Annotated in this window: 19 protein-coding genes; 12 read left to right on the top strand and 7 right to left on the bottom strand. The window is 45.2% G+C overall.

Going from position 1 to position 23,179, the window contains the following annotated elements; genetic code table 11:
• From HMPREF0673_RS06195 to HMPREF0673_RS06185, 3 genes are read right to left on the bottom strand one after another with little or no spacing between them, the layout of a single operon-like run.
• Window positions 1–1,044: a zinc ribbon domain-containing protein gene (locus tag HMPREF0673_RS06195; RefSeq protein WP_040596563.1), complete on the bottom strand. Its 1,044-nt coding sequence runs from the start codon at window positions 1,042–1,044 to the stop codon at window positions 1–3.
• 30 nt (window positions 1,045–1,074) lie between these two features.
• Window positions 1,075–2,991: a peptidase U32 family protein gene (locus HMPREF0673_RS06190; RefSeq protein ID WP_007899566.1), complete on the bottom strand. Its 1,917-nt coding sequence runs from the start codon at window positions 2,989–2,991 to the stop codon at window positions 1,075–1,077.
• A complete protein-coding gene (locus tag HMPREF0673_RS06185) occupies window positions 2,988–3,872 on the bottom strand; it encodes a homoserine O-succinyltransferase (protein WP_007899562.1) in 885 nt (294 codons plus the stop codon). Before HMPREF0673_RS06185 ends, HMPREF0673_RS06190 begins: the two co-directional genes overlap by 4 nt.
• 427 nt (window positions 3,873–4,299) lie before the next feature.
• Between HMPREF0673_RS06185 and ileS the strand changes: the two genes are divergently transcribed.
• The 7 genes from ileS (at window position 4,300) to HMPREF0673_RS06150 (ending at window position 12,741) form a co-directional block, all read left to right on the top strand.
• The gene (gene ileS / locus HMPREF0673_RS06180; protein WP_040596561.1) at window positions 4,300–7,923 is read left to right on the top strand and encodes an isoleucine--tRNA ligase; all 3,624 of its coding nucleotides are present in this window, start codon (window positions 4,300–4,302) and stop codon (window positions 7,921–7,923) included.
• Window positions 7,924–8,012: 89 nt separating this feature from the next.
• Window positions 8,013–8,393, top strand: a complete 381-nt coding sequence (locus HMPREF0673_RS06175; RefSeq protein ID WP_007899560.1) for a TraR/DksA family transcriptional regulator — start codon at window positions 8,013–8,015, stop codon at window positions 8,391–8,393.
• A gap of 87 nt (window positions 8,394–8,480) precedes the next feature.
• Entirely contained in the window at window positions 8,481–9,110 is a 630-nt protein-coding gene (locus HMPREF0673_RS06170; RefSeq protein ID WP_007899558.1) for a lipoprotein signal peptidase, read from the top strand.
• Window positions 9,111–9,124: 14 nt separating this feature from the next.
• Window positions 9,125–10,003 carry a DUF4296 domain-containing protein gene (locus HMPREF0673_RS06165; protein ID WP_007899557.1) on the top strand — a complete coding sequence of 293 codons (879 nt, stop codon included), beginning with the start codon at window positions 9,125–9,127 and terminating at the stop codon, window positions 10,001–10,003.
• Window positions 10,004–10,014: 11 nt separating this feature from the next.
• Window positions 10,015–10,221 carry a hypothetical protein gene (locus HMPREF0673_RS06160; RefSeq protein WP_007899554.1) on the top strand — a complete coding sequence of 69 codons (207 nt, stop codon included), beginning with the start codon at window positions 10,015–10,017 and terminating at the stop codon, window positions 10,219–10,221.
• Window positions 10,222–10,246: 25 nt separating this feature from the next.
• The gene (nadC, locus tag HMPREF0673_RS06155) at window positions 10,247–11,098 is read left to right on the top strand and encodes a carboxylating nicotinate-nucleotide diphosphorylase (protein ID WP_007899553.1); all 852 of its coding nucleotides are present in this window, start codon (window positions 10,247–10,249) and stop codon (window positions 11,096–11,098) included.
• Between the two features lie 14 nt (window positions 11,099–11,112).
• Window positions 11,113–12,741: a dipeptidase gene (locus HMPREF0673_RS06150; RefSeq protein ID WP_007899551.1), complete on the top strand. Its 1,629-nt coding sequence runs from the start codon at window positions 11,113–11,115 to the stop codon at window positions 12,739–12,741.
• A gap of 119 nt (window positions 12,742–12,860) precedes the next feature.
• Here the strand turns inward: HMPREF0673_RS06150 and HMPREF0673_RS06145 are convergent, their stop codons facing one another.
• The 3 genes from HMPREF0673_RS06145 to menA all read right to left on the bottom strand — a co-directional run bounded on the left by HMPREF0673_RS06145 (window position 12,861) and on the right by menA (window position 16,578).
• Window positions 12,861–14,522 carry an AMP-binding protein gene (locus tag HMPREF0673_RS06145; protein ID WP_007899547.1) on the bottom strand — a complete coding sequence of 554 codons (1,662 nt, stop codon included), beginning with the start codon at window positions 14,520–14,522 and terminating at the stop codon, window positions 12,861–12,863.
• A gap of 136 nt (window positions 14,523–14,658) precedes the next feature.
• Complete coding sequence (locus tag HMPREF0673_RS06140; RefSeq protein ID WP_007899544.1) at window positions 14,659–15,459, bottom strand: hypothetical protein; 801 nt, start codon at window positions 15,457–15,459, stop codon at window positions 14,659–14,661.
• A gap of 198 nt (window positions 15,460–15,657) precedes the next feature.
• Entirely contained in the window at window positions 15,658–16,578 is a 921-nt protein-coding gene (gene menA / locus HMPREF0673_RS06135) for a 1,4-dihydroxy-2-naphthoate octaprenyltransferase (RefSeq protein WP_007899541.1), read from the bottom strand.
• An 86-nt stretch (window positions 16,579–16,664) separates the two neighbouring features.
• Here menA and HMPREF0673_RS06130 point away from each other — a divergent pair, with 86 nt between their 5' ends.
• Window positions 16,665–17,312 (top strand): HD domain-containing protein, encoded by a 648-nt coding sequence (locus HMPREF0673_RS06130; RefSeq protein ID WP_007899539.1) that lies wholly within the window; start codon window positions 16,665–16,667, stop codon window positions 17,310–17,312.
• A gap of 106 nt (window positions 17,313–17,418) precedes the next feature.
• Here the strand turns inward: HMPREF0673_RS06130 and HMPREF0673_RS06125 are convergent, their stop codons facing one another.
• A complete protein-coding gene (locus tag HMPREF0673_RS06125) occupies window positions 17,419–18,351 on the bottom strand; it encodes a glucosaminidase domain-containing protein (protein WP_007899536.1) in 933 nt (310 codons plus the stop codon).
• Between the two features lie 246 nt (window positions 18,352–18,597).
• On the opposite strand from HMPREF0673_RS06125, the gene fabD reads away from it, so the two are divergent.
• Genes fabD through pdxT form a run of 4 tightly spaced genes read left to right on the top strand, consistent with a single transcriptional unit; the run spans window position 18,598 to window position 23,087 of the window.
• Complete coding sequence (gene fabD / locus HMPREF0673_RS06120; RefSeq protein WP_007899533.1) at window positions 18,598–19,485, top strand: ACP S-malonyltransferase; 888 nt, start codon at window positions 18,598–18,600, stop codon at window positions 19,483–19,485.
• Between the two features lie 5 nt (window positions 19,486–19,490).
• Window positions 19,491–21,626, top strand: a complete 2,136-nt coding sequence (locus HMPREF0673_RS06115) for an alpha-amylase family glycosyl hydrolase (RefSeq protein WP_007899532.1) — start codon at window positions 19,491–19,493, stop codon at window positions 21,624–21,626.
• A 22-nt stretch (window positions 21,627–21,648) separates the two neighbouring features.
• Window positions 21,649–22,524 carry a pyridoxal 5'-phosphate synthase lyase subunit PdxS gene (pdxS, locus tag HMPREF0673_RS06110; RefSeq protein ID WP_007899530.1) on the top strand — a complete coding sequence of 292 codons (876 nt, stop codon included), beginning with the start codon at window positions 21,649–21,651 and terminating at the stop codon, window positions 22,522–22,524.
• On the top strand, window positions 22,524–23,087 hold the full coding sequence (gene pdxT, locus HMPREF0673_RS06105) for a pyridoxal 5'-phosphate synthase glutaminase subunit PdxT (RefSeq protein WP_007899529.1): 564 nt from the start codon (window positions 22,524–22,526) through the stop codon (window positions 23,085–23,087). Before pdxS ends, pdxT begins: the two co-directional genes overlap by 1 nt.
• The last annotated feature ends 92 nt before the right edge of the window (window positions 23,088–23,179 follow it).

Raw genomic sequence — 23,179 nt, 5'->3', positions numbered from 1 at the left:
CTATGAATTCATAGCTCCACATTTTGGACATTCTCCCTTTTTATGTAGCTTTGCTCCACAATTACCACATACGTATTTAAAGTAGTTGTTGCGTGCGTATACTCTTAATGCATAATATATATATGCAACCAATATTACATATCCTATATAATATAATGTGGTAATGCTGAATATTATATAGTTGGCAGCGCAGACTGCTGCCAATCGGCAGAGGTATAGTGTGGCTGCTGTTGGCGAAAGCTTATGATAGACATCATCAATGGTGGCGATGAGGATTATCATCATTGACCATACCGATATCAAGAACACAGCGAGTATTGGCGACAAGGCAAATGGGTTCAGCGTGGGATGGAAGTAGAAGTAATGCCATGTGTCGGGTGCAAAGAGCTGGATACTCGAATAGAATGTAGCTGCTGCAGCTACGGTTATTGCCAACAGGGTTGGATAGAACGAGTCGATATCGTCGAAATGTACTACCTTTACTTTTCGACGTTGCAGGCGATACACAACATAGCCTCCTGCTATCAAACTGATAATGATGAGGAATATGAGCAGGTGTACGTCGGAGAACGTCAGTATGAACTGTGATATGGGATCGTCGGGTACCACCGACTTTAGTAATTCGCTCTCGTGTATCCAGCCAAATTCGTATTGATCGCTTGCTATTTCGATCCAAACCGAGTCTATTGGGTCATCTTTCAGTATCTTTATGTCAGCCACCACGATGTGCGAATTCTTCTTTATTGCGAATGAGTCGATTTCCATATTGCTCAGCATCTCCTCTGGTTGTTGCTTGAGCAGATGTATGGAGTCTTTCCTCACAACGAAGTTATAGTTCTGTGCATAGTGGTGAGTCTTGTAAAATTCGTAGTTGAAGTTCTGCATCTCGCTTACACTGTCGAGATTATATCCTGCCACTTCATGTGTCTGCGTAGAGGATGAAGCAGTCGAAGGCAGAACTTTACCATTCGGATTAGAATGGTAACACCCTACCAACGCCATCGTTGTTATCAGTAATGATATGAATTTTACAAATCTGTGCATTAACTAATTCCTTTTCAATTAAGATTGTTACTATTCTGCGTAAACCTCCATCTGACATTTTGCACAATTGAATGCAAGGCGCACACGTATGCCGTTCTTTGCTTCAAGATGTAGTGGCTCATGCCATGTGGGACGTTTGCCACCATTCTTCACGCAATAGCCCAAGGCGTAACGCAGGCAGTAGCGACACGTCATAAGCGGAGGTACGGCAGAGGGGGCCGTAGTGCTACCTGCCTTGTAGTCAGAGTTCAACTCGAAAGCCGTTGGTGCGTTCTTTACGCCATGTGCTGCATAATAGTTTTGCGCTGTTGTGTTTGCTACATTTGCGATATTTATTGTGTCTGCATAAACTGTATTGTTTGCGTTTATGCTATTAGTCGCAGTCTCACCAACCGCTTGCTTATCAGTATGGTTAGAGACTGGAGTGTCCTCCAATGCTTCGAGTAATTCTCTGCGTACCGCAGCGAGACGGCTTGACGGAATGAAGAATTCATCAGCCGAGTTGTTGATGCTGATTTCATTAGCAGTCCAAACAGTATTGCCGAGTTTCTCGAGCTGTTTCACAATATTGTCATGCTGCGACTTCTGAGCCTTTTCTGGAGTTTCTTTGAGCACTACATTTGCGCTGCGTCCGCATTCGTCCGTGGCTGTAAATGTAAGTTTGCCGTTTACAACATCCACGACGAATCTTACCTGCAACTTGCGTGTAGCTGTCTTGCCCTGCATGGCACGCTCAAACTCGATGTCGTTATTGCGATAGAGCGCCATGCCCGGCTCCAGATTCTTAGGCATAGTGAGAGGAAAGAGGCGGTTGTTTTCCACGCGGTTTACGCGGAAACCTTCCAACTTTTTCTGTCTGTTGAAGAAGCACAGACCGTCGCCGTTGGCGAACATTGCAGTACCTGCCACATTGAACGACCCACGGCGAATTTCCTTGACATACCCCACGTATTCGCCCATAGCCTTCGGTGTGTTGAACGACGAGATATCCTTCTGTCGTCCGTTGAAGAAGTAGTGCGTAAATCCGCGGTTGAATGTCTTCTCCAAAGCAGGAGTGAATGTGTAGGTACACCGACCATACGACGAACGGCAATACTTGCCTGTATGCTTTGCGATGTAAGCGTTTAGTGCCTCGCTATATGTAGCCACCACATTCTTCACGTAGTTGGCATCCTTCAGTCTGCCTTCAATCTTCAGCGAGCAGACACCCGCTTCGAGCAGATCGCCCAGACGGTCGAGCTGGCACATATCCTTAAGCGAAAGCAGATAGCTATCCTCGATGAGAGTCTCGCCGTCACTATCCTTCAGGTCGAACGCCATACGGCAGAACTGCGCGCACTCGCCTCTGTTGGCACTGCGGTTGAAGAAATACTGCGAAGCATAGCACGCACCCGAATAGCTCACGCACAACGCACCATGCACGAACGCCTCAAGCTCCACATCAGGATGCGCCTTGTGTATATCCGTAATCTCCTCTAACGACAACTCACGAGCCAATACCACACGCTCGAAGCCGTTCTCCTTCAGCCACTTCACCTTGTCGGCTGAGCGGTTGTCGGTCTGCGTAGAAGCGTGCAAAGCCGGCATGCGATAACCGCGTGTCATGTATTCAGCCTTCAGCTTCTTGTAGATTTCGAGTACAGCCATATCCTGCACCAGTATAGCGTCAACGCCCATCTCTACAAGCTGTTTTAATAGATGCTCCAGGGCAGCAAGTTCTTTCTCGTAGACGATAGTATTCACCGTGACGTACACCGCCGCACCGAACTGATGCGCATATCGGGTTAGTTCGGCAATATCATCCGTGCTGTTACCGGCAGTCTGGCGAGCACCGAACTGGGCTGCACCGATATATACGGCATCAGCACCATGGTAGATGGCTGCGATGCCGCATTCGAGATTCTTGGCAGGTGCCAAGAGTTCTATCTTTCTTAATCCGTTACTCATAGCAAATAGTAGTTTATCCAGTTGTTGAACAGCAGATTGGCGTGCGCACGCCAAGTCACGTTAGGCTTGTTCGCCGGATTGTCGTCAATATAATAGTTCTGCGGCACATCCACATCATCGCGCTTGTCCTTGTCGCGACGATACTCCTTGTCGAGCGTGTACGGCTCATACTCCATGTGTCCGGTTATGAATATCTGTCTGCCGTTGTGCGCATATACGATGCTCGTTCCACTCTCCGCCGACTCGGCTACGATGTCCAATTCCGAGTGTATGCGTATCTCCTCCGCGCGCACCTCGGTATGGCGACTGTGCGGCATATTGAACGTGTCGTCGAAACCGCGGAACAGAGGCAGTGTAGGGGTCATCACTTTCTGACGAAAGATGCCGAACTTTTTTGTCGGCAACTGGTGCTTAGGCACTCCGTAGTGATAATAGAGTCCGGCTTGTGCCGCCCAGCAGATGTAGAGCGTGCTCTTTACGTTGGCATCAGCCCAAGCGAATATCTCCGAAAGTTCCTTCCAGTAGCTTACGTCCTCAAACTCAAGGTGCTCAATCGGCGCGCCAGTCACGATAAATCCGTCGAACTTCTCGTCTTTTAGTTCGTCGAAATAGGTGTAGAAACGCTCCATGTGCTCAGGCGAAGCGTGTTTTGGCGTGTGTGTTCTCAACTTCATTAGCGTCAACTCTATGTTGAGCGGCGAGTAGGAGAGTACCCTTGCAAAATCGGTTTCTGTAGTCTCTTTTATCGGCATGATGTTGAGAAGAGCTATCTTCAGTTTGCGTGTGCTCCTGTCCTCTGTTTGAGCACGGTTTTCTATAAATATGTTTTCTTCTTTCAGACTCTCTATAGCAGGAAGTCCGTCCGGTAATATTAATGACATATATACTGATTTGTTTGTTCTATGCAAAATTACTGAAAATATTGTGCATTGTAGCATTACAACCATGTTTTTTGCAATGCAAATGCTAAATACCTGGCATCGCGTAGCGTTCGCCGCCTGATTGGATTGCGTACGGTGTCTGATTGGATTGCGTACGCCGTCCGATTGGATTGCGTACGGTGAACGGTTGTAAAACATCAAGTTGACGAACTCAAAAGTTTAGTGTGAGCTACCGAAAAGTTTAGGTTGACCTGCTTAAAACATCACGCTAAGAGCCATGAACATCAATAATATTGTAAGATAATAGTTGCAGTTGGAACATTTTTTTCAAACATTTAATTAAAATGCAATATACTTTGCTCGTAATATGCGCGATTTTGCGTATCTTTGCAACTTAAATATAGAAAATATAAAAACACATATAAACATGTCGAACAAATTTGTTGAACACAAAGGTTTCAATCTCGTTGAAACAAACAAAGAGATTTTAGACAAGTGGATGAAGTTTGATGTCTTCCACAAGTCTATCGATGAGCGCGAAGGCTGTCCGCAATTTATCTTCTTCGAAGGTCCTCCTTCGGCGAACGGACATCCGGGCATCCACCATGTGCTTGCTCGTGCAATTAAGGATACCTTCAACCGCTATAAGACAATGAACGGTTTTCAGGTGCCGCGCAAGGCTGGTTGGGATACCCATGGTCTTCCCGTTGAGCTTGGCGTAGAGAAGGAGCTTGGCATTACAAAGAAGGATATTGACAATAAGGATTCGGAGAAGTATATCTCTACAGAAGAGTACAACCACAAGTGCCGCGAGAACGTCATGATGTTCACAGCCGAGTGGCGCAAGCTCACCGAAGAGATGGGATACTTTGTAGACCTCGACAATCCGTACATCACATACGACAATAAATACATAGAGACTCTGTGGTGGCTTCTGAAGCAGCTCTACAACAAGGGCTTGCTCTTCAAGGGTTACACTATCCAGCCGTACTCTCCGGGTGCAGGCACAGGTCTTAGCTCTCACGAGCTTAATCAGCCTGGTTGCTACCGCGACGTTAAGGACTTGACCGTAACCGCTCAGTTCCTCATCAAGGACCCGAAGGCAGAGTGGACAAAGTGGGGTAAGCCTTACTTCGTAGCTTGGACAACCACTCCATGGACATTGCCTTCAAACGTGGCTCTCTGCGTTGGTCCGAAGATCGACTACGTGGCTGTTGAGACATACAACCTCTATAGCGGCGAGCCTGCAACACTTGTTATGGCAGAGAACCTCGTCAAGTCGTACCTCAAGGCTGACCAGGAGTGCACAGAGGGCGAGTTGCTGCCGTTCGACAAGGAGAAGAAACTCTGCCCGTGGCGCATCGTCGACCGCATGAAGGGCACTGAGCTCGAGGGCTTGCACTACGCTCAGCTCATGCCGTGGGTTAAGCCGTGCGAGAAGGTTGACGACCAAGCTCCGGCTTTCGTTCTCGACTATGCTGCCGCTCATGCCGACAAGGTGTTCGCTTCAGAAGACGGTCGCGACAAGTTTGTTGAGATGGAGAGCGAGGCTTTCCGCGTAATCCTCGGCGACTATGTTACTACAGACGACGGTACGGGTATCGTACATATCGCTCCGACATTCGGTGCTGACGACGCCAAGGTGGCTAAGGATGCTAACATTCCGGCTCTCTACCTTATTAATAAGAAGGGCGAGACACGCCCGATGGTAGACCTCCAGGGTAAGTTCTACGCTATTGAGGATCTCGACAACAACTTCTTGAACGCTTGCGTTGACAAGGTGCTCTATGCTCATCACGCAGGCGACTATGTTAAGAACGCTTACGACCCGAAGTTCAACGCCGACGGCGTTTGGGATAAGGCGGCTTCCGACAAGGCTGAGGACCTCAACGTGGTGCTCTGCATGGAACTGAAGCAGGAGGGCAAGGCTTTCCGCACAGAGAAGCACGTGCACAACTATCCGCATTGCTGGCGTACAGACAAGCCGATTCTCTATTATCCGCTCGACAGCTGGTTCATCAAGGACACAGCTTGCAAGGAGCGCATGGTTGAACTCAATAAGACTATCAACTGGCAGCCGGAATCAACCGGTTCGGGCCGCTTCGGCAACTGGCTCGAGAACCTCAACGACTGGAACCTTTCGCGTTCACGCTTCTGGGGTACACCGCTTCCTATCTGGCGCGACGACAAGCGCGGCGAGAAGTGTATCGGTTCGCTCGCAGAGCTTTATGTAGAAATCGAGAAAGCTGTAGCTGCTGGCGTTATGGCATCTAACCCACTTAAGGACAACGGCTTCGTACCGGGAGACTACTCTAAGGAGAACTACGACCGCGTAGACCTCCACCGTCCGTATGTAGACAATATCGTACTCGTTAACGACGAGGGTCAGCCGATGCACCGCGAGAGCGACCTCATCGACGTTTGGTTCGACTCTGGTTCTATGCCTTATGCACAGCTCCACTATCCGTTTGAGGGCGAGATGGCGCGTGGCACAGAGGACGATCGCAAGGCTCTTGTGAACAGCAACTACGAAGGCGTGGCTATACCGCCAAAGTTCTTCCCAGCTGACTTCATCAACGAGGGCGTTGACCAAACACGTGGCTGGTTCTTCACATTGCACGCTATCGCTACAATGGTGTTCGACTCGGTTGCGTTCAAGAACGTAATATCATCAGGTCTTGTGCTCGACGCAAAGGGCAACAAGATGTCTAAACACTTGGGCAACGCTGTCAATCCGTTCGACCAGATAGAGGAGTACGGTGCTGACGCTGTTCGCTTCTACATGATGACTAACTCTGAGCCGTGGGACAACCTCAAGTACGACCCGAAGGGCGTTGACGAGGTACGTCGCAAGTTCTTCGGTACATTATATAATACTTACTCATTCTTCAGCGGCTATGCCAACGTTGACGAGTTCGACGCTAAGGCAGAGCTTGTTCCGGTTGCAGAGCGTCCGGAGATTGACCGCTGGGTGCTCTCTGTGCTCAACACTCTCGTGAAGAATGTAACAAAGGAGATGGAGGACTACGACCCGACACGCGCCGGTCGTCTCATCATCGACTTCGTGAACAACGACCTCAGCAACTGGTACGTTCGTCTTAACCGCAAACGTTTCTGGGGTACAGACATGTCTAAGGACAAGTTGGCTGCTTATCAGACTCTCTATGCTTGTCTTAAGACCGTGGCTAAGTTGCTCGCTCCGTTCGCTCCGTTCTTTGCCGATCAGCTCTACTGCGACCTCGGCGTAAACGAGCTTGAGGGCACAGAGTCGGTTCACTTGGCTAAGTTCCCGGTAGCTGACGAGAGTCTTATCGACAGCGAACTTGAAAGCCGCATGGGTATGGCACAGACCATCACTTCAATGATTCACGCTCTGCGCAAGAAGGTGAACATCGCTGTGCGTCAGCCGCTGCAGGCTATCATGGTTCCGGCAGCAAGCGAGGAGCAGCGCCGCCACATTGAGGCTGTGAAGGACTTGATCCTGAGCGAGGTAAACGTGAAGGAACTCCGCTTCGTCGAGGGCAACGGCGTTCTCGTGAAGAAGGTGAAGTGCAACTTCCGCACAATGGGTAAGAAGTTCGGCAAGCTCATGAAGGGCATCGCAGCAGCTGTTTCTGCTTTCGACCAGGAGCAAATTGCACTCTTCGAGAACAACGGCAGCATCGTTGTGAACGTAGAGGGTCAGGACGTTACCGTCGAGGTGGCTGACGTAGAGATTATCTCTGAGGATATTCCGGGCTGGCTCGTAAGCAACGAGGGTAACCTGACAGTTGCTCTTGAGATTGAACTTACCGACGAACTCCGCAACGAGGGTATGGCTCGTGAGCTCATCTCACGCATTCAGAACATCCGTAAGGAGTCGGGTCTTGAGATTACAGACCGTATTCATGTAACAGTTTCGCCTAACGAGCGCATAGAAAACGCTATCGCAGGTTACGCTGATTACATAAAGTCGCAGGTTCTTGCTCTCGACATAAATGTTGCAGAGAACGACGGTGTTGAGGTTGAAATCGACGACTTCAAGCTCAATGTGAAGATCGTTAAGAACTAATACGTAACAAACACAAGAGGGCGTGTTCATCGCAACACGCCCTCTACTTAAATAACTCTAATATTCAATCTTACTAAACCCTATCAATCATGGCAGAAAAGACACGTTACTCGGACGAGGAACTTGAAGAGTTCCGCGAGATAATTAACGAAAAGTTGCGCCTTGCTCGTCGCGATTTTAATTCGATGATGGAGCAGCTGCGTAATACAGATGGCAATGGCATAGAAGATACATCTCCTACATACAAAGCTCTCGAAGAGGGTAGTGCATCGCAATCAAAAGAAGAGATTGCACAGATGGCTAATCGTCAGCAAAAGTTCATTATGGGACTGGAAGCTGCTTTGGTGCGTGTGGAGAATAAGACTTATGGTATTGACCGTATGACAGGCGAACTCATTCCAAAGGAACGTCTTCGCGTTGTACCCCATGCTACACTTAGTGTCGCATCTAAGAATGCACGTAAAAAGTAATAGTCGCTACTAATTGTGAGTGTATCAAGACTGTATATATAATAACGTATGCAAGGACTTGGTACACTCCCATATTTTTAATAATCAATGATACGGAACAACAAAACATTTAAAGCATGGATAGCAATAGCTATTGTTATAGCTATACTGCTTATCGACCAAATAATAAAAATTGAAGTGAAGACCAATATGACACTCGGCGAGGCTAAGCGAGTGACAGATTGGTTCTATATCGAATTCATAGAAAACAACGGAATGGCTTATGGAATGAAATTCATAAACAAACTTGTACTCAGCCTCTTCCGTCTCTTTGCTATAGGCTTTATTGGTTACTATCTTGCTAAGATAATCAAGAAAAATGAGGCACCTATCGGATACATCGTATTAATTGCGATGGTGCTTGCAGGTGCTGCTGGCAACTTAATCGACTGTCTGTTTTATGGCTTGATATTCGATGCTTCAACACCATTTACAGTCTCGCAGTTTGTTCCGTTTGGTGAGGGATATTCTACATTCCTTCATGGTAAAGTTGTAGATATGTTCTACTTCCCAATCATTCAGACCACATGGCCAGAGTGGATGCCTTATGTCGGAGGTTCTGAATATGTATTCTTCTCCCCCGTATTCAACTTCGCTGATGCATGTATCAGCGTTGGTGTAGTTACTTTGTTACTATTCTATAGAAAACAGTTGGAAGTTTTGTTTTCTAACAAATAATATATATATACATAATGCAAAGAGTTATATATTGTGCCATTGTTATAATGTCCGTATTGGGCATCATCAGCTGCAAACCAGGAATACCCCGCAAGTATCTTCAGCCCAACAAAATGGCTGATATCATATACGATTACCACATTGCTGAGGGTATTCAAAGCGTTAATACAACTGGCGACACTATAGCTATGCGCGCTTATCAAACATATATTCTGAAGAAACACAGGGTTAGTCAGGCTGACTTTGATTCGTCTTTAGTGTACTATACTCGTCACACAAAGTTGCTTGAAGATGTATACGATAAAGTGGCGGAGCGACTCAATAACGAATCGGCTATATATGGTGGTTCACAGCTGAGCATAGGTGATGAGATTATAAACAACTCAGACACAACAAACGTGTGGCAGTCGTCACCAATCGTTATTCTATCACCATACTTAGCCTTTAATCGTAAGACATTCGAGATAAAAGCTGATACTTCTTACCATGAAGGCGATAGAATATTCCTCGATTTCGACACGAAGTTTATCTATCAAGATGGAATGCGAGACGGTGTTGCATTACTTGCGGTAACATATAGCAACGATTCGGTAGAGGTGGTAAGCAATTCGCTTATGTCAAGCACCCACTATCATTTGCAGATAAATAATACGGGGCGTTTAAAGATAAAGAACATAAAGGGTTTCTTCTTGCACAATAATACGCAGAACCAAAACTTGACATCAAAGACAACGTTGAAGATGTTGCTTATTACGAACATCAAGTTGATACGTATGCATACAAAGCGTGCAGAGCAATCGAACGGCAACAAAGTAGACTCGCTAAAAACAACTAATGATAGCAGTCTCATTCTACAATCAAAGAAACCATTAATGCTTAAACAAAAGCAATAATCCTTAAAGCAATGAGTAATCTATATGCAGCCCATCACATTGTTAGTGATGACAATTCCATAGCAAATGGAGTGGTGGAGATAGAGGATGGCGTTGTGAAGAGAGTGTTCCACCTCGAAAAAGAGATTGCGTTTACTATCTGGCTTGGCGGAACAATCATTATCAAGAAAACAGCTGTTGGCTTGCAGGCTTTTAAAGACAATAATATATTAATATAATAACAAATTAAAAATTTTAAAGATTATGTTAAGCGTAAACGAATTAGAAGATCGACTTATCGATTTAGCATTTGCAGAAGACATAGGTGATGGTGACCACACTACATTGTGTTGTATTCCAGAGAACGCAATGGGCAAGTCGCATCTTCTTATCAAAGAGGATGGTATTCTTGCTGGCGTAGAACTGGCAAAACGTGTGTTTGCAAAGTTCGATCCGACAATGCAGGTGGAAGTGCTCATCAACGATGGTACACCGGTAAAGAAGGGTGACATTGCGATGGTTGTTACTGCTAAGGTTCGTTCTCTGCTACAAACAGAGCGTCTCATGCTGAACATCATGCAGCGTATGAGTGGTATTGCAACAATGACAAACAAATATGTTGAACGTCTGAAGGGCACAAAAACTCACGTGCTCGACACACGCAAGACAACTCCTGGCTTGCGTATGCTTGAAAAGCAGGCTGTGAAGATTGGTGGAGGCATGAACCATCGTATCGGTTTGTTCGACATGATTCTCTTGAAGGATAATCATATTGACTTCTGTGGTGGCATCACAAACGCTATCACACGTTGCCATGAGTATCTCAAGGAGAAGGGTCTCGACCTGAAGATTGAGATTGAGGTGCGCAACTTTGATGAGCTTGCTGAGGCAATGAACTGCGGTGGCATTAATCGTATCATGCTCGACAATTTCTCTGTTGCAGATACAAAGAAGGCTGTAGATATTGTAGGTGGTAAGTTCGAGACTGAGTCGAGTGGTGGTATCACATTCGACACAATTCGCGACTATGCAGAGTGTGGTGTCGACTTCATCTCTGTTGGCGCTCTTACCCACTCGGTTAAGGGACTTGATATGAGCTTCAAGGCTTGCGAATAAAATTAGCTTAGCCTATGAAATCATTAATTCTTTCAGCAGCAATGCTCCTTGCTTCAAGCGGAGCATTCGCTTGCTCTAATCTCATTGTAGGTAAGAAGGCGAGTGTTGACGGTTCGGTCATGGTGTCTTATAATGCTGACGATTACGGTATGTTCGGTCATCTTTGCCATTATCCGGCAGGCACTCACCCAAAGGGCTCAATGCGCCAGATTTACGATTGGGATTCTGGCGTGTATCATGGAGAGATTGAGGAAGCGCCAGTTACTTATAACGTTATAGGTAATATCAACGAGTTTCAGCTTTCAATCGGCGAGACCACGTATGGCGGTCGTGAGGAGATGGTCGATTCAACCGGAATTCTTGATTACGGATCGCTTATTTACGTAACTTTGCAACGCGCAAAGACTGCACGTGAGGCAATCAGCGTAATGACTTCTCTTGTAGAGAAGTATGGTTATAACTCGGAAGGTGAGACTTTCTCTATCTGCGACCCAAATGAAGCTTGGATTATGGAGATGCAGGGCACTGGTGCAGGTTCAAAAGGCGTTGTTTGGGTAGCAATGCGCATACCTGATGATGCTATTTGTGCACATGCAAACCAAAGCCGTATCGGCAAGTTCAATATGAAGGACAAGAAGAACGTGCTTTACTCAAAGAACGTAATCTCTTACGCCCGTAAGATGGGATGGTTCAATGGTAAGGATTCTGACTTCTCGTGGAAGAATACATACGCATTCCCAGACTTCTCTGGTCGTCGTTTCTGCGACGCACGTGTTTGGAGCTTCTTCAATCACTATGCTGACGACTTCGACCGCTATTTGCCTTGGGCTTTAGGTAAGGATAAGGATGCAGAGGACATGCCTTTGTGGATTGTCCCTAACCGTAAGCTTTCTGTGGCTGATGTAGAGAACGGCATGCGCGACCATTATGAAGGTACAGCTCTTGCACTCGACACAACAAGCATTGGTGGTGGTATCTATGAGATGCCTTATCGCCCGACTCCTTTGACTTTCACCGTTGATGGCAAGCAGTATTTCAATGAGCGTCCTATCTCTACGCAGCAGACTGCTTTCACATTTGTATCGCAGTTGCGTTCATGGTTGCCACGCGAAATCGGTGGCGTATTATGGTTCGGCAATGACGATGCAAACATGGTAGCGTATACACCGGTATATTGCGGCAATACTGTTCAGCCTGTATGCTACAACACGAAGGGAGCTGATGCTGTTACATTCAGTTCTGACAACGCTTTCTGGCTTTGCAACATGGTGAGCAACATGGTTTATCCGCGCTATTCGCAGTTGTTTCCGGAACTTAAGGCTGTTCGCGATTCGCTCGAAACAAGCTATTTCGCAAATCAGGCTTCAATAGAGAAGCAGGCTGCCGACTTGTATCAGACAGATAAGGCTGCAGCTTTGAAACTCCTGAACAACTACAGCAACGCAAAGGCAGACGAGATGCTTGCAAGCTGGAAGCATCTTGCTACACGTATCATTGTCAAGTACAACGACATGGCTGTAAAGAAGGAGAAAGACGGCAAGTTGCTCCAGTCTGTAACACGTCCAGGTTATCCGATAAGTTTCGGACGTAAGCTCGTAAAAGAAACCGGTGATTGGTATGCAGTTCCAGTTGAAAAGAAATAATCGATAATAGAACAACAAAAAGGATAATTATGATTGCTGTAATATTTAAACAGCGTATCATAATTATCCTTTTTCTTTGTATGTAGAAGCATGTTGCTATGCTTCAATGTTGTATGCGTTTACTTGTACAAATAGCGCTTAATACTCTTCTTCGGGGTCTTCTCAAACTCTTCCTTTACAATCTCAATTGCAGCAAGTCGACAATAAGGAGGCTGTGAAGCATTGAGCTCCTGGCGGTTCTCCTCCATGATGTTCTCAAGGTCGGAGTCGTTGAGCTGCATTGTAGCAGCCTCGTCGAAGTCGGGATAAACAAGGCCAACAAGTTTCTCGCCACGTTGAACGACAATGCACTCGTTAACCATATTCAGCGAGTTGAGCTTATCCTCAATCTCCTCCGGATAGATATTCTGACCAGATGCGCCCAGGAGCATATTCTTTGAACGTCCCTTAATAAATACATTGCCATCAGCATCCATAAGTCCGAGGTCGCCTGTATGATACCAACCCTCTGCGTCGAGTGTCTGTGCTGTAGCCTCTTCGTTCTTGAAGTATCCGAGCATTACGTTAAGACCACGAGCAAGAATCTCGCCAGGTACATTCTGCGGATCCGGGCTGTCAATCTTAACCTCCATGTGTACAACGGGCTTGCCGCACGAACCTGCAACAAAGTCGTGACAATCTGCATAACATATAATAGGAGCACACTCGGTAGCTCCGTAACCAACAGTATACGGGAATTCAATACGCTGCAAGAACTGCTCTACTTCCTGGTTGAAAGCAGCACCGCCAACGATAATCTCATAGAACTTGCCACCGAATGCATTTACAACCTGCTCGCGAATCTTCTCGAAGACCTTCTTGTTTACGAACGGCATGTTGAGCAACAGACGCATGCGATTGGTCTGAAGCTTAGGCAGCACCTTTTTGCGGATAATTTTCTCGATAACCAAAGGTACAGCAATGATGATTGCCGGTTTTACTTCTGCGAATGCTGCAGCAATGATAGCCGGAGAAGGAACGCGTGTAAGATAGAACACGTGACAGCCGAAGAGGAATTCGAAGAGGAATTCGAACGCCATGCCATACATGTGCGCCATAGGGAGAATACTGATTACATTATCGCCCTTCTTAATGTGCTTGGCTACGGCAGTCATAGCAAAGTCGTAGTTGCTCCACATTGCGCGGTACGGAATCATAACACCCTTAGAGAAACCGGTAGTGCCAGAAGTGTAGTTGATAAGCGCCAGCTCCTCTGGGCTTTGCTCTCTGTAATAGTGTACGTGCTCCTTACGGAAGAACTTAGGATATTTCTCACCGAACATAGCGTTAAGATGTTCGCGAGCATAAGTAAGCTTATCAGTACGAGACACTACGAGCGAATAGTCGGGGATGTAGATAATGCCTTCAAGGTCGGGCATCTTTGTTTGGTCGATGATTGTAGCAACATAGTCACCAACGAAGAGCAACTTTGCTTCACTATGGTTTACAATGTTGTGAATCTGATCGGCTGTGAACTCATGAAGAATAGGTACAGCTACAGCACCGTAGGTAAGTGTTGCGAGGAAAGCTACAGCCCAATTGGAACTATTACGTCCGCAGAGCGCAATTTTGTCACCACGCTGCACACCACTACTTTCAAACATAATGTGGAGCTTTTCAATCTTGCGAGCTACATCATGATACTGTAAAGTTGCGCCTTTAAAATCGGTAAGAGCATCCTTATCCCAATTAGAGATAATACTCTTTTCTATAAGTTCGTTAAAACTTGGTATTTCAATCATTTGCACAATAATAAAAAGTTTGTGCAAAGGTACATACTTATTTGCACAATGCCAAAAGTTATGTGCAATATTTTACGCATTAGTGCAAATAAGCTATGTTTTTATCGTTTCTTATACTTATTGAAGCAGCAGATTATTAATAGTCATCATCCGCTACGTCCTCTGCTTCAAGGTTGAGATCTTCTTCTGTTTCAAATGTAGTACGATAGCTCTCCTCTGTTAATTTGTCCTCATCGAAGTCGTCATCGTCGTCATCATCATAAGAGTTTTCACTTGGATTCTCATCTTCAAGATCTTCGTCATAGTTGTCACCAAATCCATTGTTCATAGAGTCGTTATCGTCATCATGCTTATGGTGATTTTCTACTTTTGGTTTTGCCTTTGCAAAAATAGCTTCAACCCAAAGCCCCTTGGTTATTTCGAGAACCTCATAGCCATCATTAACTTTTTTATCGTACATACCACCAGGTTTGTGCAGACGATCTTTAGGTAAGGTTGTCGTGCTAATATCGAAACCAGACTCTATTATATCCTGTATGCTCTGCGACAATGAATCCCAACCACCGCCGAAGTTACGATCAAGAACTTCAATAAGTTTTGCAGCAGAAATATGATGTATATTCTCGTATGTAAGATCTGTGATGCGGTTGATTGCACGCTTCTTAATGCCCCATTTTTTGTTGTCGTTGTCGTCAAAGTGTATATTTCCGACCTTAAAGTCGCGTGCTTCATATTTCTTTATTACCTCCGGCTTGTCTATTTTTATTTCTTCTATTTCAAAGGCACTACGTATAACGTCCATATAATGATTGCGGTTGTCTTTGAAATCCGACTCTTTTTCTGCTGTTTCCCACATTCTGAAGATGTCATTTTCTTCAACTTCCCATACATTACTCTTTGTTAGTGTCTTGAGTGTCAGAGCTTTTTGTTGTTTCATATATTATTAAAGTCTTATTATTTGTTACTTGATTTGATTGTTATGATAGGCGTTTGTATTTATCCCATCGCAATTTTCGCTGCAAAAGTATATACTTTAGTTATATCCTACAAGTTTTTATAAATTTTTTTATGCTATTTACGTGAATTTATTGCCTACTCATTGATTAAGTATATGCACATGAATAATGGAGTGTGCTTATACGAGTAATCCAATGGTGACCAGAATGCCATATATCAACATATTGCGAGCTGTCATGCCAAGCACTTTGTTCAGTTCTGCACCTTTTCGTATACGGCACATCTCCGTGAATGTCACAATATGAAATGGCAAATAGAGCAACACAAGCAACTGAGCGTGTTGTCCATCCTGCCAGTTAAGAAAGGCTATACCAATTAATGCCAAAACAGTGCCTATAAATCCAAGAATAGCATAGAGTGTCAAGCCACCATGCTCGCCAATACGAACAATGAGCGTGCGTTTGCCAGCACGTCTGTCGTTGTCAATGTCTCGGTAGTTGTTCACTACAAGTAGTGTATCTATAACCAGACCACAAGCTGCGGACAATGTAATCACCTGCCAAGGTATTGACATAAGTGGCGTTGGAGGAGACACAAGCCAATACGTCATGCAGACCGGTAATAGACCGAAGAATACGAGCACAAGAACGTCACCAAGTCCGATATATGAAAAAGAGATGGTGTATAGGAAGCAAAATACGACGCAAGCTACACCTATGAGTATCATCTCCCAACCACCATAATATATAAGTGGAAGACCGATAGCACAAGCTAAAAGGGTAGTGTAAAGAAGCCCGAGGCGCATTGCAGCAGCCGTAATCCAGCCTTGCGCACATGCACGCTTAGGCCCGAGACGCTTCTCGTCGTCTGTACCTTTCATAAAGTCGAAATAATCATTTATGAAGTTGGCATCAATCTGCATCACGAGAGCAAAGAGCATACAGAGTACAGCAGCACCAACTCGTACAGTGTCACCATATTGAGCAATAGCGGCAGCAATGCCTATCATCACGGGTACAGCAGCCCCCGTGAGTGTTTTGGGGCGTGCTGCAAGAAACCACGCTTTAAAAGAATTGGTTATTACATTCGATTCGTTCATCTTATTTATTGATATTAGTTGTGTATGTTCTTGCAAAATTAACTATAATAGATTAATTTTGCAATTAAAATAAAAGTTTTCGAAACATGAATGGAAGAAACGTAAGTCTCGATCTGATGGAATTTGTCGAGCAAAATATATTACCCCGCTATAATTCTTTTGATAAAGCACACCGATTGTCACATGTCAATCATGTAATAAAACAGTCGCTTGAACTTGCTTTAAAATGTGGTGCAGACATCAATATGGCATATACGATTGCCGCTTATCACGACCTTGGACTTGAGGGTCCGCGTGCTGTACACCACATCCAAAGCGGCAAAATACTTATGGCAGATCGCCGTCTTCAGCGTTGGTTTTCACCCGAACAATTGCGTATAATGAAGGAAGCTGTGGAAGACCATCGTGCATCAGCCTCACATGCACCACGTAGCATTTATGGCAAGATTGTAGCCGAAGCCGATAGAGATCTTGAGCCTATACACATATTCCGCCGTACGATACAGTATGGGTTGAGTCATTATCCAGAATACAATAAAGAAGAACAAAAGAAACGCTTCTTTGAGCATCTCGACCATAAGTATTCCACACATGGATATATACGTCTGTGGTTACCGAACTCGCCAAACACAGATAAACTTAAAGCGATACGCGAGATTATAAACGATAAGAATGCATTAATGGATATATTCGACAAATTGTTTGAAGAAGAAATCGACACATATGAAAAATGAGTAAAAAACATCCGCAACGATTGTTACACATATACGTATCAATCGTTGCGGATGTTGGTATCGGTTGATGGATGTATGTATGTATGCGTAACGACCGATACTATCATTAATAAACTCTAAGTCTGTCACCAACTCTTATCTCAAAGTCGGGACTAAGTCCGTTCTTCTTATACAGACTTGACAAACGAATGCCATACTTTTGAGCTATGGAATACATGCTTTCGCCGTTCTTTACGACGTGTGGCACATTTTTGTATTCCTTTGTGGCTTTCTTTCTTTTTCGCTTTAAATAAATAATGTCGCCAGGATTTAACTCGTCTTTATAATAACGTTCGTTGTATTTTGCGAGTCTTCGTTTACCAATACATAGTTCTTTTGAAAGCGATTTGAACGTATCGCCTTTACGTGCTATTATATAATAGTTATGGTTGTATGCTTTTATAACGTGGAATGTGCCATCGGGAGCTAAGCCATCCTCCGTTGAATGTTTAACCATAAACTGATCGAACCTCGTAGCTTTGTCAAACTTGTCCAACTGATAGAGCTCAATTATCTGTATCAGTTTTGAAGCATACTGAGGATTTGTTGCATAACCACACTGCTTCAGTCCACGTGCCCAACTCTTGTAATCGGTTCGCGAATAAGAAAACAGGCGTGCGTAGCGTGATTGTGTAGCAAGAAAACGGCTATGGTCTTCAAAACTCTGTCGGGGATTATCGTAAGCTCTAAAGCATTCTCCGCGTGCATCATCATCGTGAAACACACGACGACCTGTCCAACCATGACATTTGATTCCGAAATGATTGTTTGACGATTTGGTGAGCCAGCTCTTTCCAGCTCCACTTTCCAATAAACCTTGCGACAGAGTAATACTTGCTGGAATGTTATATTTCAGCATTTGCTCAATGGCAAGGTCTTTATATTGATCAATATATGCTTGATACGCAGAATTCCATTTAATCTGAGCGGACAGATGTGCAATTGACAATGTAAATATTAGAAGTGTCAGTATAGCGTGCCGCAATTTATATATATTCATATATTTAAATGTAGAGTGTTTAATGCTAATTTGTAAGTGGTGTTGACTTGATGATGGGGTGTCATCAAAGCCTTACAACTGCAAAGTTAGTATTTTTTAGCAACAATTAATCAAATATCGATAGCGATTGTTACATTTTTTGTATCTTTGCATAAAATATGCGCAAACCTTAACTATCAAGTTTGCTTGGAATGAAGGTTTTTGTGTGTTATTAAGAGTATATTAATATTAAATAAAAGAATTTGAATGAAAGCATTTGTATTTCCTGGACAAGGATCACAGTTTGTAGGTATGGGCAAAGACCTGTACGATAATAACGAGAAAGCAAAGGAACTTTTTGAGAAAGCTAATGAAATCCTGGGCTTCCGCATCACTGATATTATGTTTGAGGGTACAGACGAAGAGCTTACTCAAACAAAGGTTACACAACCTGCAGTATTCCTTCATAGCGTTATTTCAGCTCTTTGTCTTGGTGACGAATTCGCACCGACAATGGTAGCTGGTCATTCGCTTGGTGAACTTTCTGCACTTGTTGCAGCAGGCGCATTGAGCTTTGAGGATGGCGTGAAGTTGGTTTCTGCACGTGCCATTGCAATGCAGAAGGCTTGTGAGGCAGCCCCTGGTACAATGGCTGCTGTTATCGGTTTGCCAGACGAGAAAATAGAGGAGATCTGTGCAGAGGTTAGCACCGATGGTAACATCGTTGTTGCAGCCAACTACAACTGCCCTGGTCAGCTCGTTATCAGCGGTAATGTTGATGCAATCAACGCTGCCTGCGAGAAACTGAAGGCTGCAGGTGCTAAGCGCGCTCTGCCGCTGAAGGTTGGTGGAGCATTCCACTCTCCGCTGATGCAACCAGCAAAGGAAGAGCTTGAAAAGGCAATCAAGGCAACAACATTCTCTGAGCCGAAGTGTCCCGTATACCAGAATGTGGACGCACAGCCACACACCGACCCTGCTGAGATTCAGACAAACCTCATTGCCCAACTCACAAGCAGTGTACGTTGGACTGCAAGCGTACAGAATATGATTAAGGCAGGAGCAAACGACTTCACAGAGTGTGGTCCAGGTAAGGCTCTTCAGGGAATGATTGGTCGTATCGATAAGACTGTGGCTGCCCACGGTATCATCTAATTGACATGGCTCAGCAGAAAATCATAATATACCAGATTTTTACACGATTGTTCGGCAATCGTACCAATGTGTGCAAGCAGAATGGTACGATTGCCGAGAACGGTTGTGGAAAGATGAACTTCTTCTCCGACGAAGTACTCCAGCAGATTCGTGCGAAAGGTATCACCCATGTATGGTACACGGGAATCATTCGCCATGCTTCTATGACAGACTATTCTTCGTTCGGTATCCCTCGACAACACCCTGCTGTAGTGAAGGGTAGAGCGGGTTCGCCATACGCTATAACCGACTATTATGATGTAGATCCCGACCTTGCAGAAGATGTGAATGAGCGTAGTGCGGAATTCGACGCACTCGTAGAGCGTACTCACAAGGCAAACATGAAAGTAATCATCGACTTCGTGCCTAACCATGTTGCTCGTCAATATCACTCGGTTGTAAAACCAGAAGGAATCGTTGACCTTGGAGCAACAGACAACCAGTCGATGGGATTTAGCTCTGATAACAACTTCTATTATAATGTAGGACAGCAGTTCTCCCCAAGCATAGACCTCTACGCAGGAGAATCCGAACCTTACACCGAATACCCTGCAAAAGCAACAGGTAATGATCACTTCGATGCATATCCTGGCAAGAACGATTGGTATGAAACCGTAAAACTCAATTACGGTGTTGACTATTGTGACGCAGGAGGACGTTCAGAGCATTTCTCGCCGGTGCCAAACACATGGCAGAAGATGCTTGACATTCTATTGTTTTGGGCAGCAAGAGGAGTAGACGGATTTCGATGCGATATGGCAGAGATGGTGCCAACCGCGTTTTGGAGTTGGGCTATCGCTAAGGTGAAAGCCATCAACTCTGGCATATTGTTTATCGCAGAAGTATATAACCCCATGGATTATCGTCACTACGTGGCTGCAGGCTTCGACTATCTATATGATAAGGTGGGCATGTACGACACGATGCGTAGCATAATCTGCGATGGTTGTCCAACTTCTAAAATCACCACAGCATGGCAGTGGGTGGACGATATCAGCGAACATATGCTTTACTTCCTTGAGAACCACGACGAGCAGCGCATTGCAAGCAACTACTTTGCTGGCGATGCATTCCGTGCTTACCCAGCTCTTGTTGCAAATGTGCTTATGCGCAAGAATCCGTTCATGGTATATGCAGGTCAGGAGTATGGCGAGCGTGGTATGGACGAAGAAGGATTCAGCGGTTGCGACGGCAGAACAACTATATTCGATTATTGGACTGTTCCGTCTCTGTATCGTGCTTTTGTTTCTAAAGAGTCAACCGATGAAGAGTGTGAACTCTCACGTCTTTACTCTGAAGTGCTCAACATAGCTAATGCAGAGAAAACTGTAAGTGAGGGCGACTTCTTCGATTTGATGTACGTCAACGAACATATTGCCGAACGTCAATACGCTTTCTTGCGAAAAGCCAACAACGAATTGTTATTTGTTGTTGCTAACTTCGACGGAGCGAAGGCATCGCTAACGGTAAATATACCCGACCACGCTTTCACTTTCCTTCATATTCCGCGCAAGGATGTTGTGGCTACAGATTTGCTCTCTGGTACAAACGTGGCAGTACACTTCGGCTCTACTACATCCGTCAACGTGGACGTGGATGCGTATAAATGTGTAATACTTAAAATGCAATTGAGTATGGAGACAGAAGAGATTTTCAACGCACACAACAAGGAAGAGTACCCACCTGCCCACACGGCAGAACATCTACTCAACCAAACAATGGTGAGAATGTTCGGATGCGAGCGCTCGCGCAATGCGCACATTGAACGCAAGAAAAGCAAAATCAGTTTCATCCTCGACCACAAACCTTCGCGCAAGGAAGAGAAAGAGATTGAAGTGCGCATGAATGAACTCATTGAGGAAGACCTCCCCGTAAAGTATGAAGTGGTAGATCGTAATCATATTCCCGACGATATAAGTCTTGATCGTTTGCCAGAGGATGCCTCAGAGAATTTGCGTATTGTGCGAATTGGCGACTATGACGCTTGTCCGTGCATTGGCAAACACGTGCGTTCAACTTCACAGATAGGTAAATTTGTGATGCTCGGCACAAATTGGGACGAAATGAAGCACTCTTTCAGAATAAGATTTAAAATAATCTAAATACATTTTACTTAATAACATTATGACAGAAAACAGACAAACATTGAACCGCAACTTGGCTCAGATGCTTAAGGGCGGTGTTATTATGGACGTTACTACTCCAGAGCAGGCTCGCATCGCAGAGGCTGCAGGTGCATGTGCTGTAATGGCGCTTGAGCGTATTCCAGCTGATATTCGTGCAGCAGGTGGCGTTTCACGTATGAGCGACCCCAAAATGATTAAGGGCATTCAGGAAGCCGTTTCTATTCCTGTAATGGCAAAATGTCGCATTGGTCATTTCGCAGAGGCTCAGATACTTCAGGCTATTGCTATCGACTATATTGATGAGAGTGAGGTTCTCTCTCCAGCAGATGATGTTTACCACATCGACAAGACAAAGTTTACCGTTCCTTTTGTGTGCGGAGCAAAAAATCTTGGCGAAGCTCTTCGTCGCATTGCAGAAGGTGCCACAATGATTCGTACAAAGGGTGAGCCTGGCACAGGTGATGTTGTTCAGGCAGTACGCCATATGCGTATGATGCAGAGCGAGATGCGTCGTCTCAAGTCAATGGCTGAGGACGAACTCTTCGAGGCTGCTAAGCAGTTGCAGGTTCCTTATGAGTTGGTTAAGTATGTACACGAAAACGGCAAATTGCCAGTTGTAAACTTTGCTGCTGGTGGCGTTGCAACTCCTGCTGATGCCGCTCTTATGATGCAGCTCGGAGCAGAGGGCGTATTCGTGGGTTCTGGCATCTTCAAGAGCGGTAACCCTGAGAAGCGTGCTGCTGCTATCGTGCAGGCCGTAACTAACTATAACGATGCCAAGAAGCTTGCTGAGCTTTCTGAAGACCTCGGTGAAGCTATGGTAGGTATCAACGAGCACGAGATTGAAGTGCTCATGGCTGAGCGTGGCAAGTAATGAGAATTGCAGTATTGGCACTTCAAGGCGCATTCGCGGAGCACGAACAAATGCTTCAGCGCCTTGGAGTTGAAACTTTCCAAATAAGACAACTGGCAGATTGGGAGCAGCCGAAGGATGGACTGATAATCCCGGGAGGTGAAAGCACCGTGCAAGCAAAGTTGCTTAGCGACCTACACTTGCTCGAACCTATCCGTAACGCCATCAGCGACGGACTTCCCGTCTTTGGAACATGTGCCGGACTCATCCTACTCTCAAAGCAGATTGAAGGCGAGCCTGCAACCCGACTCGCTACTATGGACACGGAAGTTCTCCGCAACGCCTATGGTCGTCAGCTCGGTAGCTTCTATACCGTAGCACCAATGAAGGGAGTAGGCGAGGACATACCTATGACATTCATCCGTGCACCATATATCCGCAAGGTTAAGGGGGATACTGAAATTTTGGCAGAGGTAGATGGACACATCGTTGCTGCACGCCAAGGTAAGCAGCTTGTTACATCGTTTCACCCCGAACTGAACGATGATACACGCGTACACGAATACTTCTTGAGTATGATTTAAATCATTAAACATCATAAAAGACCTTGTCAATCAGTGTTGGCAAGGTCTTTTTTTAGTGCTACTGTCTTTTTTTAAATAAGGTTGACACCCTA

Origin of the sequence: Leyella stercorea DSM 18206, assembly GCF_000235885.1 — a bacterium.
GTDB lineage: Bacteria > Bacteroidota > Bacteroidia > Bacteroidales > Bacteroidaceae > Prevotella > Prevotella stercorea.
Note: the sequence above shows the minus strand (reverse complement) of the source record. Positions and strands in the feature narration are given on the sequence as shown.

What these genes read in the sequence shown, in the direction of transcription:
- HMPREF0673_RS06195 (WP_040596563.1), bottom strand. Translation starts at nt 1,044, where the DNA reads ATGCACAGATTTGTAAAATTCATATCATTACTGATAACAACGATGGCG.
- HMPREF0673_RS06190 (WP_007899566.1), bottom strand. Translation starts at nt 2,991, where the DNA reads ATGAGTAACGGATTAAGAAAGATAGAACTCTTGGCACCTGCCAAGAAT.
- HMPREF0673_RS06185 (WP_007899562.1), bottom strand. Translation starts at nt 3,872, where the DNA reads ATGTCATTAATATTACCGGACGGACTTCCTGCTATAGAGAGTCTGAAA.
- ileS (WP_040596561.1), top strand. Translation starts at nt 4,300, where the DNA reads ATGTCGAACAAATTTGTTGAACACAAAGGTTTCAATCTCGTTGAAACA.
- HMPREF0673_RS06175 (WP_007899560.1), top strand. Translation starts at nt 8,013, where the DNA reads ATGGCAGAAAAGACACGTTACTCGGACGAGGAACTTGAAGAGTTCCGC.
- HMPREF0673_RS06170 (WP_007899558.1), top strand. Translation starts at nt 8,481, where the DNA reads ATGATACGGAACAACAAAACATTTAAAGCATGGATAGCAATAGCTATT.
- HMPREF0673_RS06165 (WP_007899557.1), top strand. Translation starts at nt 9,125, where the DNA reads ATGCAAAGAGTTATATATTGTGCCATTGTTATAATGTCCGTATTGGGC.
- HMPREF0673_RS06160 (WP_007899554.1), top strand. Translation starts at nt 10,015, where the DNA reads ATGAGTAATCTATATGCAGCCCATCACATTGTTAGTGATGACAATTCC.
- nadC (WP_007899553.1), top strand. Translation starts at nt 10,247, where the DNA reads ATGTTAAGCGTAAACGAATTAGAAGATCGACTTATCGATTTAGCATTT.
- HMPREF0673_RS06150 (WP_007899551.1), top strand. Translation starts at nt 11,113, where the DNA reads ATGAAATCATTAATTCTTTCAGCAGCAATGCTCCTTGCTTCAAGCGGA.
- HMPREF0673_RS06145 (WP_007899547.1), bottom strand. Translation starts at nt 14,522, where the DNA reads ATGATTGAAATACCAAGTTTTAACGAACTTATAGAAAAGAGTATTATC.
- HMPREF0673_RS06140 (WP_007899544.1), bottom strand. Translation starts at nt 15,459, where the DNA reads ATGAAACAACAAAAAGCTCTGACACTCAAGACACTAACAAAGAGTAAT.
- menA (WP_007899541.1), bottom strand. Translation starts at nt 16,578, where the DNA reads ATGAACGAATCGAATGTAATAACCAATTCTTTTAAAGCGTGGTTTCTT.
- HMPREF0673_RS06130 (WP_007899539.1), top strand. Translation starts at nt 16,665, where the DNA reads ATGAATGGAAGAAACGTAAGTCTCGATCTGATGGAATTTGTCGAGCAA.
- HMPREF0673_RS06125 (WP_007899536.1), bottom strand. Translation starts at nt 18,351, where the DNA reads ATGAATATATATAAATTGCGGCACGCTATACTGACACTTCTAATATTT.
- fabD (WP_007899533.1), top strand. Translation starts at nt 18,598, where the DNA reads ATGAAAGCATTTGTATTTCCTGGACAAGGATCACAGTTTGTAGGTATG.
- HMPREF0673_RS06115 (WP_007899532.1), top strand. Translation starts at nt 19,491, where the DNA reads ATGGCTCAGCAGAAAATCATAATATACCAGATTTTTACACGATTGTTC.
- pdxS (WP_007899530.1), top strand. Translation starts at nt 21,649, where the DNA reads ATGACAGAAAACAGACAAACATTGAACCGCAACTTGGCTCAGATGCTT.
- pdxT (WP_007899529.1), top strand. Translation starts at nt 22,524, where the DNA reads ATGAGAATTGCAGTATTGGCACTTCAAGGCGCATTCGCGGAGCACGAA.